The 14,094-nt window shown below is 71.2% G+C and carries 16 protein-coding genes; 1 reads left to right on the top strand and 15 read right to left on the bottom strand.

All coding sequences use genetic code 11. The features are described from left to right. Position 1 precedes the first annotated feature (1 nt). The 12 genes from nuoK to LV457_RS04305 all read right to left on the bottom strand — a co-directional run bounded on the left by nuoK (position 2) and on the right by LV457_RS04305 (position 10,789). Positions 2 to 301: an NADH-quinone oxidoreductase subunit NuoK gene (gene nuoK, locus LV457_RS04360; RefSeq protein ID WP_232169302.1), complete on the bottom strand. Its 300-nt coding sequence runs from the start codon at positions 299 to 301 to the stop codon at positions 2 to 4. After that, entirely contained in the window at positions 298 to 1,056 is a 759-nt protein-coding gene (locus tag LV457_RS04355; protein ID WP_232169301.1) for an NADH-quinone oxidoreductase subunit J, read from the bottom strand. The genes nuoK and LV457_RS04355 overlap by 4 nt, the downstream gene beginning before the upstream one ends. Continuing rightward, positions 1,053 to 1,592, bottom strand: coding sequence for an NADH-quinone oxidoreductase subunit NuoI (nuoI, locus tag LV457_RS04350; protein ID WP_232169300.1), 540 nt, complete (start codon positions 1,590 to 1,592; stop codon positions 1,053 to 1,055). Before nuoI ends, LV457_RS04355 begins: the two co-directional genes overlap by 4 nt. Further along, the gene (gene nuoH / locus LV457_RS04345) at positions 1,585 to 2,829 is read right to left on the bottom strand and encodes an NADH-quinone oxidoreductase subunit NuoH (protein WP_232169299.1); all 1,245 of its coding nucleotides are present in this window, start codon (positions 2,827 to 2,829) and stop codon (positions 1,585 to 1,587) included. The genes nuoI and nuoH overlap by 8 nt, the downstream gene beginning before the upstream one ends. After that, complete coding sequence (locus LV457_RS04340) at positions 2,826 to 5,204, bottom strand: NADH-quinone oxidoreductase subunit G (RefSeq protein ID WP_232169297.1); 2,379 nt, start codon at positions 5,202 to 5,204, stop codon at positions 2,826 to 2,828. Before LV457_RS04340 ends, nuoH begins: the two co-directional genes overlap by 4 nt. Continuing rightward, positions 5,201 to 6,517 (bottom strand): NADH-quinone oxidoreductase subunit NuoF, encoded by a 1,317-nt coding sequence (gene nuoF / locus LV457_RS04335; protein ID WP_232169295.1) that lies wholly within the window; start codon positions 6,515 to 6,517, stop codon positions 5,201 to 5,203. Before nuoF ends, LV457_RS04340 begins: the two co-directional genes overlap by 4 nt. Next, positions 6,517 to 7,347: an NADH-quinone oxidoreductase subunit NuoE gene (nuoE, locus tag LV457_RS04330; RefSeq protein WP_232169294.1), complete on the bottom strand. Its 831-nt coding sequence runs from the start codon at positions 7,345 to 7,347 to the stop codon at positions 6,517 to 6,519. Before nuoE ends, nuoF begins: the two co-directional genes overlap by 1 nt. Beyond that, positions 7,344 to 8,639 (bottom strand): NADH dehydrogenase (quinone) subunit D, encoded by a 1,296-nt coding sequence (nuoD, locus tag LV457_RS04325; protein WP_232169292.1) that lies wholly within the window; start codon positions 8,637 to 8,639, stop codon positions 7,344 to 7,346. Before nuoD ends, nuoE begins: the two co-directional genes overlap by 4 nt. Then, on the bottom strand, positions 8,639 to 9,316 hold the full coding sequence (locus LV457_RS04320; RefSeq protein ID WP_374198727.1) for an NADH-quinone oxidoreductase subunit C: 678 nt from the start codon (positions 9,314 to 9,316) through the stop codon (positions 8,639 to 8,641). The genes nuoD and LV457_RS04320 overlap by 1 nt, the downstream gene beginning before the upstream one ends. Continuing rightward, positions 9,313 to 9,870, bottom strand: a complete 558-nt coding sequence (locus LV457_RS04315; protein WP_232169291.1) for an NADH-quinone oxidoreductase subunit B family protein — start codon at positions 9,868 to 9,870, stop codon at positions 9,313 to 9,315. The genes LV457_RS04320 and LV457_RS04315 overlap by 4 nt, the downstream gene beginning before the upstream one ends. A gap of 3 nt (positions 9,871 to 9,873) precedes the next feature. After that, positions 9,874 to 10,239: an NADH-quinone oxidoreductase subunit A gene (locus LV457_RS04310; protein ID WP_232169952.1), complete on the bottom strand. Its 366-nt coding sequence runs from the start codon at positions 10,237 to 10,239 to the stop codon at positions 9,874 to 9,876. A gap of 151 nt (positions 10,240 to 10,390) precedes the next feature. Then, positions 10,391 to 10,789: a hypothetical protein gene (locus LV457_RS04305; protein ID WP_232169290.1), complete on the bottom strand. Its 399-nt coding sequence runs from the start codon at positions 10,787 to 10,789 to the stop codon at positions 10,391 to 10,393. Between the two features lie 95 nt (positions 10,790 to 10,884). On the opposite strand from LV457_RS04305, the gene LV457_RS04300 reads away from it, so the two are divergent. Next, positions 10,885 to 11,514, top strand: a complete 630-nt coding sequence (locus LV457_RS04300; protein ID WP_232169289.1) for a class I SAM-dependent methyltransferase — start codon at positions 10,885 to 10,887, stop codon at positions 11,512 to 11,514. A gap of 4 nt (positions 11,515 to 11,518) precedes the next feature. Here LV457_RS04300 and LV457_RS04295 read toward each other — a convergent pair whose 3' ends face one another. From LV457_RS04295 to LV457_RS04285, 3 genes are read right to left on the bottom strand one after another with little or no spacing between them, the layout of a single operon-like run. Continuing rightward, positions 11,519 to 11,881, bottom strand: a complete 363-nt coding sequence (locus LV457_RS04295) for a DUF6285 domain-containing protein (protein WP_232169288.1) — start codon at positions 11,879 to 11,881, stop codon at positions 11,519 to 11,521. Next, a complete protein-coding gene (locus tag LV457_RS04290) occupies positions 11,878 to 12,843 on the bottom strand; it encodes a phosphotransferase family protein (RefSeq protein WP_232169287.1) in 966 nt (321 codons plus the stop codon). Before LV457_RS04290 ends, LV457_RS04295 begins: the two co-directional genes overlap by 4 nt. Then, the gene (locus tag LV457_RS04285; protein ID WP_232169285.1) at positions 12,840 to 14,081 is read right to left on the bottom strand and encodes an acyl-CoA dehydrogenase family protein; all 1,242 of its coding nucleotides are present in this window, start codon (positions 14,079 to 14,081) and stop codon (positions 12,840 to 12,842) included. The genes LV457_RS04290 and LV457_RS04285 overlap by 4 nt, the downstream gene beginning before the upstream one ends. Positions 14,082 to 14,094 lie beyond the last annotated feature (13 nt).

Genomic DNA, 14,094 nt, shown 5'->3' with positions numbered 1-14,094 from the left:
GTCAGTGCTTCAGCAGGTTGGCGTCGTCCACCGAAGCGGAGCGGCGGGTGCGAAAGATGCTCATGATGATCGCGAGCCCGACGACCACTTCGCAGGCGGCGACCACCATCGTGAAGAACGCGACGACCTGGCCGTCGAGCTCGCCGTGCAGCCGGGCGCCCGTGACGAACGCGAGGTTGGCGGCGTTGAGCATCAGCTCGACGCACATGAACATGACGATGGCGTTGCGCCGCAACAGCACTCCGGCGGCGCCGATGCAAAACAGCAGCGCCGACAGGTAGAGATAGTTCTGGGGATTCACGGCCGGTGACCGTCCGCCTCGGCGGCGGGGCGGGGCCGCAGCGTCGCGCTCACCGACAGCGGGGCGTCGCTGCCGTCGGGCAGCCGGGCAGGGGTGTCGACCGCGTTGCGGCGGGCGTACACGCCCGGTGCGGGCAGCGGTGTCGGATGGCCGCCCGCGGCGAACCGCTCGACCGCGAGCTCGCGCTGCGTCTTGGGCCGGTCGAAGCGCTCGCGGTGGGCGAGCACCATGGCGCCGAGCGCGGCGGTGATGAGCAGCGCGCTGGTCACCTCGAACGCCCACAGGTAGCGGGTGAAGATCAGCGCCGCGAGCCCTTCGACGTTGTCTCCACCGTTGGCGTCGCCGGGCCCGGCGGTGAAGCCGGCGGTCGACATCGTGCCGATGCCGGCGACGAGCAGCAGCCCGAAGCCGACGCCGGCGACGACGGCGGCCACCCGCTGACCGCGGATGGTCTCGACGAGCGAGTCCGAGCTGTCGACGCCCACCAGCATGAGCACGAACAGGAACAGCATCATCACCGCGCCGGTGTAGACGACCACCTGCACCACGCCGAGGAACAGCGCATCCTGCGCGATGTAGAGCACCGCGAGCGCGATCATGCCGGACGCCAGGCAAAGCGCCGAGTAGACGGCCTTCGGGGCGGCGACGACGCCGATGGCGGCGGTGACCGCGATCGCGGCGAGCACCCAGAACGCCACCGCCTCCGCGGTCGACGTGCGCGTCGCCGCGTCGGCGGCGAGCATCGTCGCGGTCATCGCGCCGCCTCCGGGCGCACGGTCAGCCCGTCGGCGCTGATGGCGCCGCGGTAGTAGTCCTCGTCGACGCTGCCCTCGGCCATGGGGTGCGGCGGCGCGGTCATGCCCGGCTGCAGCGGGGCGAGCAGCTCGTCCTTGCCGTAGATCAGATCGGCGCGGTTGTCGTCGGCGAGCTCGTAGTCGTTGGTCATGGTGAGCGCGCGGGTGGGACATGCCTCGATGCACAATCCGCAGCCGATGCAGCGCAGGTAGTTGATCTGGTAGACGCGGCCGTAGCGCTCACCGGGGGAGTAGCGCTCGGCGTCGGTGTTGTCGGCGCCTTCGACGTAGATGGCGTCGGCCGGGCACGCCCAGGCGCACAATTCGCAGCCGATGCACTTCTCGAGCCCGTCGGCGTAGCGGTTCAGCTGGTGGCGGCCGTGGTAGCGGGGCGCGGTGGGCGGCTTGACGTCCGGATACTGCTCGGTGATCGGGCGTTTGAACATCGTCGTGAACGTGACGCCGAACCCCGCCAGCGCGTCGCGCAACCTAGACATCGGCGGGCTCCTTGGTGGTGGTGGTGGTGGTCGTGGTCGTGGGCGGGGTAGGCAGCGGCGGCGTGGGGAAGTCTGCGCGCACGGGCGGGGGCTTAATGGTGCTGCGCCGCAACGCTTTCGCCAGATACGCCGCGAGTGCTGCCGCCAGCGCCACCCCGGCGAGCAGGAAGACCACCGACCAGCGGTCGTAGCCCTGGGCGCGCAGCGTCTTCACGACCGCGACGGTCATGATCCACACCAGCGACGCCGGGATGAGCACCTTCCAGCCCAGCGCCATGAACTGGTCGTAGCGCAGCCGCGGCAGCGTGGCGCGCAGCCAGAAGAACAGGAACAGGAAACCCCACACCTTGACCAGGAACCACAGCACCGGCCACCAGCCGGAGTTGGCGCCGTCCCACAGGCTCAGCGGCCACGGCGCCTGCCAGCCGCCGAGGAACAGCGTGGTCGCCAGCGCCGAGACCGTGGTCATGTTGACGTATTCGGCGAGCATGAACATCGCGAACTTCAGCGACGAGTATTCGGTGTGGAAGCCGCCGACCAGTTCGCCCTCGGCTTCGGGTAGGTCGAACGGCGCGCGGTTGGTCTCACCGACCATCGACGTGAGGTAGATGAGGAACGACGGCAGCAGCAGCACGACGTACCAGAGGTGTCGCTGCGCGGCCACGATGCCCGACGTCGACATGTTGCCCGCGTAGAGGAACACCGCCGCGAAGCACAACCCCATCGCGATCTCGTAGGAGATCACCTGCGCACTGGACCGCAGTCCGCCCAGCAGCGGATAGGTGGAGCCCGACGCCCAGCCGGCGAGCACGATGCCGTACACGCCGATCGAGGTGACCGCCAGGATGTAGAGCACCGCGACCGGCAGATCGGTCAGCTGCAGCGGCGTCGAGTGCCCGAACACGCTGACCATCGGCCCGAACGGGATCACCGCGAACGCCATGATCGCCGGGATCACCGAGATGACCGGCGCCAGCAGGTAGATGGGCTTGTCGACCCCCGCGGGAATGAGGCCCTCCTTGAGCGCCAGCTTCACCCCGTCGGCGAGGCTCTGCAGCAGGCCGTGGGGGCCCACCCGGTTCGGCCCGTACCGCATCTGCATGCGCCCGAGCACTTTTCGCTCGATGAGGATCGCCACCAGGACCGTCAGCAGGCAGAACGCGAATACGGCGACGGCCTTGGCCAACAGCAGCCACCACGGGTCGCGGCCGAACGCCGAAAGGTCGGGATAGGTCACGACGGGCTCCCGGAGCTGACGCGCACGACCGCGCCTGCCGTCGCCCGCAGCACCGGATACACCGACGAGCCCGGCGAATTGCCCGGCACCCACACCACGCGGTCGGGCATCGCGGTGATCTGCAGCGGCAGCGTCAACGAGCCGTGCGCCGTGCTGACGGTGACGGTCTCGACGGCGCCGATCTCGGCGGCCGTGGCTGCCGACAGCCGGGCCACCGCGGGGCGCGCCGTCCCCGCCAGGTGCGGTTCGCCGTCCTGCAGCCGGCCGCGGTCGAGCAGCAGCCGCCACGTCGCCAGCAGCGCCTCGCCGGGACCGGCCGCGGGCGGCTCGGCCGCCGGCATCTCGGGCGCCGGCGCGCGCGTTCCGGCCCAGGTGCCCAGCGCCGCGAGCTCCGCGCGGGCGCCGGCGGCGTCCCGCAGGCCCAGGTCGACGCCGGCCTCGTCGGCCAGCGCCGCCAGCACCCGGGCGTCGGCGGTGGCGTTCGGCGGCAGCGCCGCCTCGAACCGACGCGGTCGCCCCTCCCAGTCAAGGAAAGTGCCGGCCTTCTCGGTCACGGGGGCGACCGGGAAGACGACGTCGGCGCGGTCGGTGACGGCGCTGCGTCGCAGCTCGAGGCTGACGACGAACGGCGCGGCGTCCAGCGCGGCCGCGGCCGCGGCGGGGTCGGGCAGGTCGTCGAGTTCCACGCCGCCGACGAGCAGCGCGCCCAGCGTTCCGTCCGCCGCGGCGGTAAGGATGCCTGCGGTGTCGCGTCCCATGCCGGCCGGCAGCTCGTCGACGTGCCAGGCGGCGGCCACGTGCGCCCGCGCGGCCGCATCGGTCACCGGCCGTCCGCCGGGCAGCAGGTTCGGCAGCGCGCCGGCCTCCAGCGCGCCCCGCTCGCCGGCCCGCCGCGGCACCCAGGCCACCCGCGCGCCCGTCGCCGAGGCCAGCCGCAGCACCGCCGACAGCGCGCCGGGGCTGGTGGCCAACCGCTCACCGGCGAGGATCACCGCCCCGGCTGCCGACAATGCCGGCTCGCCGGACAGCGCGTCGATGGCGGCGGCCTCCCCGCCCGGCAGCGCGGCGATCAGGGTGCCCGCCAGCTTCGTCAGCCCGAGGCTCGCGAACGGCGCCACCGACAGCACGCGAAGCCCGTTGCGCCGCACCGCTTTCCGCAGCCGCAGGAATACGATCGGCGACTCGTCCTCCGGCTCCAACCCAGCGAGCAGCACCGCGGGCGCACGCTCCACGTCGGCGTACGTCACCGCCATGGGACGGCCCGCCACCGCGGCGGCCAGGAACTGCGCCTCCTCGTCGCCGGCGGCGCGGCTGCGCATGTCGATGTCGTTGCTGCGCAGCACGACTCGGGCGAACTTGGCGTAGGCGTAGGCGTCCTCGAGCGTGGCGCGGCCGCCGACCAGCACCCCGGCGCGACCCACCGCCGCGGCCAGCCCCCGCACCGCGACCGCCACCGCCTCCGACCACGACGCCGGCCGCTGGCCGCCGTCGCGGTCCCGGATGAGCGGCGTGGTGATCCGGTCGCCCAGGCCGGCGTAGGCGAACGCCCAGCGGCCCTTGTCGCAGTTCCACTCCTCGTTGACCTCGGGGTCGTCACCTGCGAGCCGGCGCAGCACCTTTCCGCGGCGGTGGTCGGTGCGCTGCGGGCAGCCCGAGGCGCAGTGCTCGCAGACGCTCGGCGTCGACACCAGATCGAACGGCCTGGCCCGGAACCGGTAGGCGGTCCCGGTCAGCGCCCCGACGGGGCAGATCTGCACGGTGTTGCCCGAGAAGTAGGAGTCGAACGGCTCGGTGCCCGCGATGCCGACCTGTTGTAGGGCACCGCGTTCCAGCAGCTCGATGAACGGGTCGCCGGCGATCTGGTTCGCAAACCGGGTGCACCGCGCGCACAGCACGCAGCGCTCGCGGTCGAGCAGCACCTGCGACGACAGGTTGATCGGCTTGGGGAAGGTGCGCTTGACGTCGGTGAAGCGGGAGTCGCTGCGGCCGTGGGACATCGCCTGGTTCTGCAGCGGGCACTCGCCGCCCTTGTCGCACACCGGACAGTCGAGCGGATGGTTGATCAGCAGCAACTCCATCACTCCGCGCTGCGCCCGGTCGGCGATCTCCGAGGTGAGTTGGGTGCGCACCACCATGTCCGGGGTGACCGTCGTGGTGCACGACGCCAGCGGTTTGCGCTGACCCTCGACCTCCACCAGGCACTGCCGGCAGGCGCCGACGGGCTCGAGCAGGGGATGGTCGCAGAACCGCGGGATGGAGACGCCCATCAGCTCGGCGGCCCGGATCACCAACGTGCCCTTCGGGACGCTGATCCGGTGGCCGTCGATGGACAGCGACACCAGCTCGACGCCGGTGTCCTCCTCGGCGAGCGTCATGCGTGCGCCACCTCCTCGCCGAGCATCGAGGCGTACGGGTCGAATGGGCACCCGCCGTCGAGGTGGGCGAGGTACTCGTCGCGGAAGTATGTGACGGACGAGACGATAGGGCTCGCGGCGCCGTCGCCGAGCGCGCAGAACGACTTGCCGAGGATGGCGTTTGACACGTCGAGCAGCGTGTCGAGATCCGCCGCCGACGCCTCACCCGATTCGAGCCGGGCGTAGATCTGGGTGAGCCAGTACGTGCCCTCGCGGCACGGCGTGCACTTGCCGCACGACTCGTGGGCGTAGAACTGCGTCCACCGCCGCACCGCCCGCACCACACAGGTGGTCTCGTCGAAGATCTGCAGCGCCTTGGTGCCGAGCATCGACCCCGCGGCGGCCACGCCCTCGTAGTCGAGCGGCACGTCGAGGTGTTCGGCGGTCAGCAGCGGCGTCGACGACCCGCCCGGCGTCCAGAACTTGAGCTGGTGGCCGGCCCGCACGCCGCCGGCGTGGTCGAGCAGCTCGCGCAGCGTGATGCCCAGCGGCGCCTCGTACTGGCCGGGCCGGGTGACGTGCCCCGACAGCGAGTACAGCGTGAACCCCGGCGACTTCTCGCTGCCCATCGACCGGAACCAGTCGACGCCGTGGCGCACGATCGGCGGCACGCTGGCGATGGACTCGACGTTGTTGACCACGGTCGGGCAGGCGTACAGCCCGGCGACCGCGGGGAACGGCGGTCGCAGCCGGGGTTGGCCGCGGCGGCCCTCCAGCGAATCGAGCAGGGCGGTCTCCTCGCCGCAGATGTAGGCGCCGGCACCGGCGTGCACCACCAGCTCGAGGTCGAAGCCCGAGCCGCCGATGTCGCGGCCCAGATAGCCCGCGGCGTACGCCTCGGCCACCGCGATCTGCAGCCGCCGCAGCACCGACACCACCTCGCCCCGCAGATAGATGAACGCGTGGTGCGCCCGGATCGCGTACGCGGCGATGATCGCGCCCTCGACCAGCGCGTGCGGCGTGGCCATCATGAGCGGGATGTCCTTGCACGTCCCGGGTTCGGATTCGTCGGCATTCACCACCAGGTAGTGCGGCTTGGCCGCCGCGCCGGAATCTCCTTGCGGGATGAAGGACCACTTCTGTCCCGTCGGGAAGCCCGCACCGCCCCGGCCGCGCAGACCCGCCTCCTTCACCAGCGCGATGACGTCGTCGGGCGCCATGGCCAGCGCTGTGTCGAGCGCGCGGTAACCACCGTGGCGGCGATAGGTGTCGAGCGCCGCCGAGTCCGGGTCGTCCCAGTAGCGGCTGAGCACCGGCGTCAGCGAAGTCGCCATCAGCGCTGCCCGTTCCCGTTCGGCGGCACCTGCTCCGACGGTGCCGGAGCGCGCTGGTCGCGTACCGCATCGGCGGCCGACGCGACCGGCTCGTCGCGCGGCTGCGGCGGCTGGTCGGTCCGCGGCGCCGACATCCCCTGCGCGCGGGCGACATCGAGCCCGGCGACGGTCGGGCCGCCGGGTTGCCACGCGGTGTCCGCGGGCGCGACGATCCCCGCGAGCACCCGGGCGGTCTGCCGGAACGTGCACAGCGCCGAGCCTCGGGTGGGCGCCACCGGGTTGCCGGCGCGCAGGTCGTCGACCAGTTGCCGCGCCGTGGCGGGATTCTGGTTGTCGAAGAACTCCCAGTTCACCATCACCACCGGCGCGTAGTCGCAGGCGGCATTGCACTCGACGTGCTCGAGCGTCACCATCCCGTCGTCGGTGGTGCCGCCCACGGCGATGCCCAGGTGGTTCTCCAGCGCTTCGAGGACGGCGTCGCCGCCCATCACCGCGCACAGCGTGGTGGTACAGACGCCGACGAGGTATTCGCCCGTCGGGGTGCGGCGGTACATGGAGTAGAACGTCGCGACGGCCGTCACCTCGGCGGGTGACAGGTCCAATTCCGTTGCGCAGAAAGCGATCCCGGCCGGGGTGAGATAGCCGTCCTCGCCTTGCACCAGGTGCAGCAGCGGGAGCAGAGCCGACCGCGCGCGGGGATAGCGGGCGATGATCGCGCCCGCCTCCTCGCGCAGCCGCGCCGTCACGTCCTCGGGGTAGCGCCGCGGTCCGGCCGTGATCGGCGGCGTCGGTTCGTCGGGCCGCGGCCCGAGCGTCAGCGGGACACTCACCTGTCCACCCCACCCATCACCGGGTCGATCGACGCGACCGCCGCGATGGCGTCGGCGACCATGCCGCCCTCGCACATCGCCGCCACCGCTTGCAGATTCGTGAACGACGGATCGCGGAAGTGCACCCGGTACGGCCGCGTGCCGCCGTCGCTGACCAGGTGGACCCCGAGCTCGCCGCGCGGCGATTCGACCGCGACGTATACCTGCCCCGCCGGCACCCGGATGCCCTCGGTGACGATCTTGAAGTGGTGGATCAGCGCCTCCATCGACCCGCCCATGATCTTGGCGACGTGTTCTGGCGAATTGCCCAGGCCGTCGGGGCCCAATGTCAGGTCGGCCGGCCACGCGAGCTTGCCGTCGGCGATCATCACCGGCCCCGGCGCAAGCCGGTCGAGACACTGCTCGACGATCTTCAGCGACTCGCGCATCTCCAGCACGCGGATCAGGTAGCGGCCGTAGGAGTCGCAGCCGTCGTCGGTGATCACGTCGAACTCGTAGTGCTCGTAGCCGCAGTACGGTTGAGCGCGCCGCAGGTCGTGCGGCAGCCCGGTGGAGCGCAGCACCGGCCCGGTGACGCCCAGCGCCATGCAGCCCGCGAGATCGAGGTAGCCGACGTCTCGGGTGCGCGCCTTCCAGATGTAGTTCTCCCGCAACAGGTCTTCGAGGTCGCGCAGCCGGCCGGGCATGGTGCGCAGCAGTTCGCGAAGCTGCGGTATCGCCTCGTCCGGCAGATCCGCCGCCAGGCCGCCGGGGCGGATGTAGGCGTGGTTCATCCGCAGGCCGGTGATGGTCTCGAACACACTCAGCACCGCCTCGCGCTCGCGGAACCCGAAGAACATCGCCGACATCGCGCCGAGTTCCATGCCGCCGGTCGCCAGCGCGACGAGGTGGCTGGAGATCCGGTTCAGCTCCATCAGCAACACCCGGATCACCGTGGCGCGCTCCGGGATCTCGTCGGTGACGCCGAGGAGTTTCTCCACACCGAGGCAGTAGGCCGTCTCGTTGAAAAACGGCGACAGATAGTCCATGCGCGTGACGAAGGTGACGCCCTGCGTCCAGTTCCGGTATTCGAGGTTCTTCTCGATTCCGGTGTGCAGGTAGCCGATTCCGCAGCGCGCCTGCGTGATGGTCTCGCCGTCGATTTCCAGGATGAGCCGCAGCACGCCATGGGTGGACGGGTGCTGCGGGCCCATGTTCACGACGATGCGTTCGCCGGCACCGGACTCGGCCGCCGCGGCGACCACGGTGTCCCAGTCCTGGCCGCCGACCATGACGACGGTGTCGGCGCCCATCAGCGGTAAGCCCGTCGCTCGTCCGGCGGCGGCACCGACGCGCCGTGGTACTCGACCGGGATGCCGCCAAGCGGATAGTCCTTGCGCTGCGGATGTCCCACCCAGTCGTCGGGCATCTCGATGCGCGCCAGCGCCGGATGCCCGTCGAAGACGATGCCGAAGAAGTCGTAGGTCTCCCGCTCGTGCCAGTCGGTGGTCGGGTACACCGAAAACAGCGACGGCACATGCGGATCGGCGTCCGGCACCGCCACCTCGAGCCGGAGACGCCGGTTGTGCGTGATCGACATCAGCGGATACACGGCGTGCAATTCGCGGTCGGATTCGTCGGGGTAGTGCACGCCGGACACCCCGAGGCACAGCTCGAATCGCAGCGCATCGCGCAGCGTGCGGGCGGCCTCGACCAGGTGCCCGCGCCGGACGTGCAGCGTCAGCTCGCCGCGGAAGACGACCACACGTTCCACGGCGGCAGCGAACACCTCGGCGCCCAGCGCCTCGCCGAGTGCGTCCACGACGTCGTCGAAGTAGCCGCCGTAGGGCCGCGGTGAGCTGCCCGGCAGCGCGACCTCCCGCACCAGCCGGCCGTAGCCGGACGTGTCACCGCTGCCGGTGGCGCCGAACATGCCCCGGCGCACGCCGATCACCTCGGCGTCGGTCGCGGTGTCGGGCGCCTCGGTCACGGTCGGAGCAGCCCCGTCAGCGGGATGGTCGCCGGGGCCGCCAACGCGGCTGCCTCCGCGGCGGCGATTGCCTCCGAGCGGTTGACGCCCAGCGGCATCTCCTGGATCTTGGCGTGCAGCTTGAGGATTGCGTTCAGCAGCATCTCCGGCCGCGGCGGACAACCCGGGAGGTAGATGTCCACCGGCACCACGTGGTCGACGCCCTGCACCACCGCGTAGTTGTTGAACATCCCGCCCGACGACGCGCAGACCCCCATGGCCAGCACCCATTTCGGCTCGGCCATCTGGTCGTAGACCTGGCGCAGCACCGGCGCCATCTTCTGGCTGACCCGGCCCGCGACGATCATGAGGTCGGCCTGTCGGGGTGTGGCGGAGAACCGCTCCATGCCGAACCGGGCGATGTCGAACCGCGGCCCGGCGGTGGCCATCATCTCGATCGCGCAGCACGCCAGCCCGAACGTCGCCGGCCACAGCGACCCGGCGCGCACGTAGCCCGCCACCTTCTCCAGCGTCGAGAGCAGGATGCCGCCGGGCAGCTGTTCCTCCAGGCCCATCGATCAGGTCCAGTCCAGCCCGCCGCGCCGCCAGACGTAGGCGTAGGCGACGAACACGGTGAGCAGGAACAGCGCCATCTCGATGAGGCCGAACAGGCCGAGCGAGTCGAAGGACACCGCCCACGGATAGAGGAAGACGATCTCGATGTCGAAGATGATGAACAGCATTGCGGTGAGGTAGTACTTGACCGGAAACCGCTGCTGACTCGCGCCGCCGTGGCGGGGCAGCGGCTCGATGCCGCATTCGTAGGCCGCGAGCTTGGCCCGGTTGTACCGGCGGGGCCCGATTGCGGTGGCGATCACCACGGACACCACCGCGAAGGCGGCCGCGATCGCCCCCAGCACCAGGATCGGGACATAGGCGTTCAAGTTTGTGACCACTCTCTCATTGGACTGACAATGTGAGGTGAAGCACAGCGTAGTCCGTCGATCGGCTCGGTCGCTCCGAAATCGCGGCCGTCGTGTGCGCGTCGCCAAAAAGGCGAACTGCGGCAGGCAGTTTCGCCTCGTCAGCGGGCGATCAGCCGGCGGCCGGCCGCAGCAGCGAGGCGACGACCTCGGCCAGGGCGATGGGGTCGATCGGATGGGGGAGGGCCGCCTCGGCGCCCGACCACGTCGCCAGCCAGGCGTCGTCGCGGCGGCCGGTGAGCACCAGGATCGGCGGACAGTCGGCGATCTCGTCCTTGAGCTGCTTGGCAAGACCCAGTCCGCCGACCGGCGTGGCTTCGCCGTCGAGGATCGCCAGGTCGATACCGCCGGCGTCCATGCGCGAGATCACCATCGGACCGGTCGCCGTCTCGAGGTAGCTGAGCTCCGGAAGGTCGGGGTGGATGCGGGTGCCCAGCGCCAGCATCACCTGTTCGCGCGTCCGCGGATCGTCGCTGTAGACCAGGATCCGCAGCGGTTCGGGATCTGGCACGGCCGCAATGTTAGAGACGCGGCGACAGCAGCGGAGCCATATCCGCCGGGTCGCACCCTTGACCTCAACATTCGTTGAGGTATGAGACTGCTGACATGACTGACACAGCCGTACAACGATTCGACGCTTTCTACGCCCACGGCACGGCGCCCTGGGTGATCGGGGAACCGCAACCGGCGATCGTCGCGCTGGAGCGTGACGGACACATCCGCGGAAAGGTTCTCGACATCGGTTGCGGGACCGGTGAACACAGCATCCTGCTGGCGCGTGCCGGATACGACGTGCTGGGCGTCGACTTCGCCCCGCACGCGGTGGAGCGCGCCCGCGCGAACGCGGCGGCGCGCGGGGTGGATGTCCGCTTCGCCGTGGCCGACGCGCTGGACCTCCCGGGCGACATGCTGTTCGACACGGTCGTCGACAGCGCGCTGTTCCATGTGTTCGGTGACGCCGACCGCCGCCGCTACGTCCGCAGCCTGCACAGCGTCACCGGTCCGGGCGGTGCGGTGCACGTACTCGCGCTCTCGGACGCCGGGCGCGGCTTCGGCCCGCAGGTCAGCGAGGCGCAGATCCGCGAGGCCTTCGGCGGCCGCGACTGGGACATCGAGGAACTGACGACGACCAGCTACCGCGGTGTGGTCACCGACCTCCACGCCGTAGCCCTCGGGTTGCCGGTCGGCACAGAAGTCGACGAGCCCGCATGGCTGGTGCGGCTGCGCCGACGATGACCGCTCAGCCGTGCTCGTAGCCGGGATGCGCGGCCGCGAGCCGGTGGCCGACCAGGATGCGGAGCACGTCGGTGACCTCCTTGTCGCGGCCGTCGAGCTCGCCGCGCCGGATCGCGGCCGCCAGCGCGGGCTCGTCGGGATAGCCGAGCCAGCCGAGCGCGGTGGCCACGTCGTCGGCGGCGGCGGCGTCGGCGGCGACGAGTTCGCGTTCCACGATGCGCAGCGCGTTCGCGGCGACCCGGGCGTGGAACGCCACCGCGCCGGTGCAGTGCTCGCGGACCTCGGTGTCGAGGAACTCCGCGACGGCGGCGACCAGTTCTGCCGCGGTGGGCCGGCCGTGGATCGGAGGTCGTTCGGGGGTGGTCATGACGCCTCCGTCAGCAGGTCCAGCAGGTCCCACTCCGTTTCGCAGACCCGCCGCCCGATGGTCGCCAATTCGACCGACCGGTGCGCCCCGGAGAGGTGCCGGTGCGCCTGATAGCGGCAGATGACTCCCCAGCGCAGCGTGGCGAGCACCAGCCACCACCGGAACGCCGCGCGGTCCACCTCGGCGCCCGCCGCCGCCTCGTAGGCCGAGAGGAACTCCGACACCCCACCCAGGCCGGCCGCGCCGAGGGCGGCGGGGGCGCCGAACCGCCACGCGCGGATGCAGAACCACGCCAGGTCCTCGGCGGCCTCGCCGGCGTGAACGAGTTCCCAGTCGAGCACCGCGGCGAGCCGGCCCCCGTCGACGATCAGGTTCCCCATCCGGAAGTCGCCGTGCACGAGCACGCTCGGCGTCGGCGCCGGGCGGTTCGCGACGAGCCAGCGCAGCGCCCACTCGAAGGTGGCGGTGGTGTCGCCCATGTCGTCGAGGCTGGTCCGCCACAGCGCGAGCTGGTCCTGCGGCGGGATGTCCCCGGCGGTGACGTCGGCCCGGTGGATCGCGGCGAGCGCCTGCGCGCACTGCCGCAGCAGGGCCGGGCGGTCCTCGTCGCGCAGCGCCCGGGCGATCCGGCGCGGGATGGTCTCGCCGGCGATGAAGTCGCAGAGCAGATAGGGCACGCCGAGCGGCCCACCGGAATCGTCGGCGGCCAGCACGGTCGGCACCGGCGCGCCCTGCTCGGCGGCCAGCCGTTGCGCGTGCGCCTCCAACTCCATGCCCGCGTGCAGGCCGTCGGGCTCGCCGGTCCGCAGGATCAGCGGCCGGACGCCGTCGGCCGTCACAGCGTCGAACGCCCAGGTTTCGCGGCTCGCGCCGCCGGTGAGCAACCGCAGCCCGGCCACCTGCACCGGCCCCGGGACGACGCCGGCCAGGACGTCGGGCAGCTTGCTCGCGACGTCGGTCATGTGCGCTTGCCGAACCGGAACAGCCGCTGCGCGACCCGGCGGATCTGGATCTCCTCGGCGCCTTCGGTGATCCGGTAGCGGCGATGATGGCGGTAGATGTGCTCGAACGGCTCGTGGCGGCTGTACCCGAGCCCGCCGAACACCTGCATCGCCCGGTCCGCGGCGTCGCACACCAGCCGGTTGGCGCGGTAGTTCGCCATCGACACCTTGTCCGACACCTCCATGTGGTGGTTCTGGTCGAGGTGTGAGGCGGCGTAATAGACCAGCAGCCGCACCATCTGCGCCTCGGTCTGCAGCTCCACCAGCGGCCACTGGATCGCCTGGTTGACCGCCAGCGGCTTGCCGAACACCAGCCTGGCGCCGGCGTATTCGACCGCCCGGTCGATGCAGTACTGCCCGGCGCCCAGGCTGCTGGCCGCCTGCCGGATCCGGTTCTCGTGCAGGAACGTCTGCCCGACCTCGAGACCGCGGTCCACCTCGCCGAGCACCGCGTCGGCCGGCACCCGCACGTCGCGCAGCTGCACCTCGCCGTGGTCGCTGGGCATGTTGAACGTCCACCAGTAGAACGGCACGGAGAAGCCGGGCGCGTCGGTGGGCACCAGGAACGCGGTGATGCCCGTCGCCTGTCCGGGTTCACCGGAGGTGCGGGCGAAGATCAGGTCGTGCGTCGCGCGGTGCACGCCGGTGTTCCACCGCTTGCGGCCGTTGATGACCCAGTCCGTCCCGTCGCGCTCGGCGCGGGTCTCCAGCCAGGTGGCGTCCGAGCCGTGGTCCGGTTCGGTCAGGCCGAACGCCATCGAGCGCTCGCCGGTGAGCATCGCCTCGATCCAGTCGCGCTTCTGCTCGGCGGTGCCGAATCGGTCCATCATGATGACCTGCGGGAAGTTGCCGACGATCGACGACTCGTCCTGCAGATCGTTGTGCAGCCCCAGCCCGCGATGCGCCAGGTGCTCGCGGATCACCGCCATGTCGAGGTTGCTGCCCCCGCGGCCGCCGAACTCGGCGGGAAGCCCGTAGCGCAGCCACCCGGCGGCGTCGGCGCGCCGGCGCATCTCGTCGAGCAGGTCCTCCCACTCGCGGGCGGGGATGCCGCCGCGCTCGACGTCGGTGCGGGCGAACTCGCGGCGCCGGTCGAAGTACTGCTGGTGCTCGCGTTCGAGCGGCAGGATCTCCGCCTCGATGAACGCGTCCATGTCCGCCAGCAGGGGCGGAAGATGGTCGGGCAGTGCGAAATCCACGCTGGTCTCCTTC

It is taken from the genome of Mycobacterium sp. MYCO198283, assembly GCF_021213805.1.
GTDB lineage: Bacteria > Actinomycetota > Actinomycetes > Mycobacteriales > Mycobacteriaceae > Mycobacterium.
Note: the sequence above shows the minus strand (reverse complement) of the source record. Positions and strands in the feature narration are given on the sequence as shown.

Coding starts and splice junctions, on each gene's coding strand:
- nuoI (WP_232169300.1), bottom strand. CDS start 1,592: ATGTCTAGGTTGCGCGACGCGCTGGCGGGGTTCGGCGTCACGTTCACG.
- nuoD (WP_232169292.1), bottom strand. CDS start 8,639: ATGGGCGCCGACACCGTCGTCATGGTCGGCGGCCAGGACTGGGACACC.
- LV457_RS04355 (WP_232169301.1), bottom strand. CDS start 1,056: ATGACCGCGACGATGCTCGCCGCCGACGCGGCGACGCGCACGTCGACC.
- LV457_RS04300 (WP_232169289.1), top strand. CDS start 10,885: ATGACTGACACAGCCGTACAACGATTCGACGCTTTCTACGCCCACGGC.
- nuoF (WP_232169295.1), bottom strand. CDS start 6,517: ATGGCGACTTCGCTGACGCCGGTGCTCAGCCGCTACTGGGACGACCCG.
- LV457_RS04290 (WP_232169287.1), bottom strand. CDS start 12,843: ATGACCGACGTCGCGAGCAAGCTGCCCGACGTCCTGGCCGGCGTCGTC.
- LV457_RS04295 (WP_232169288.1), bottom strand. CDS start 11,881: ATGACCACCCCCGAACGACCTCCGATCCACGGCCGGCCCACCGCGGCA.
- LV457_RS04340 (WP_232169297.1), bottom strand. CDS start 5,204: ATGACGCTCGCCGAGGAGGACACCGGCGTCGAGCTGGTGTCGCTGTCC.
- LV457_RS04315 (WP_232169291.1), bottom strand. CDS start 9,870: ATGGGCCTGGAGGAACAGCTGCCCGGCGGCATCCTGCTCTCGACGCTG.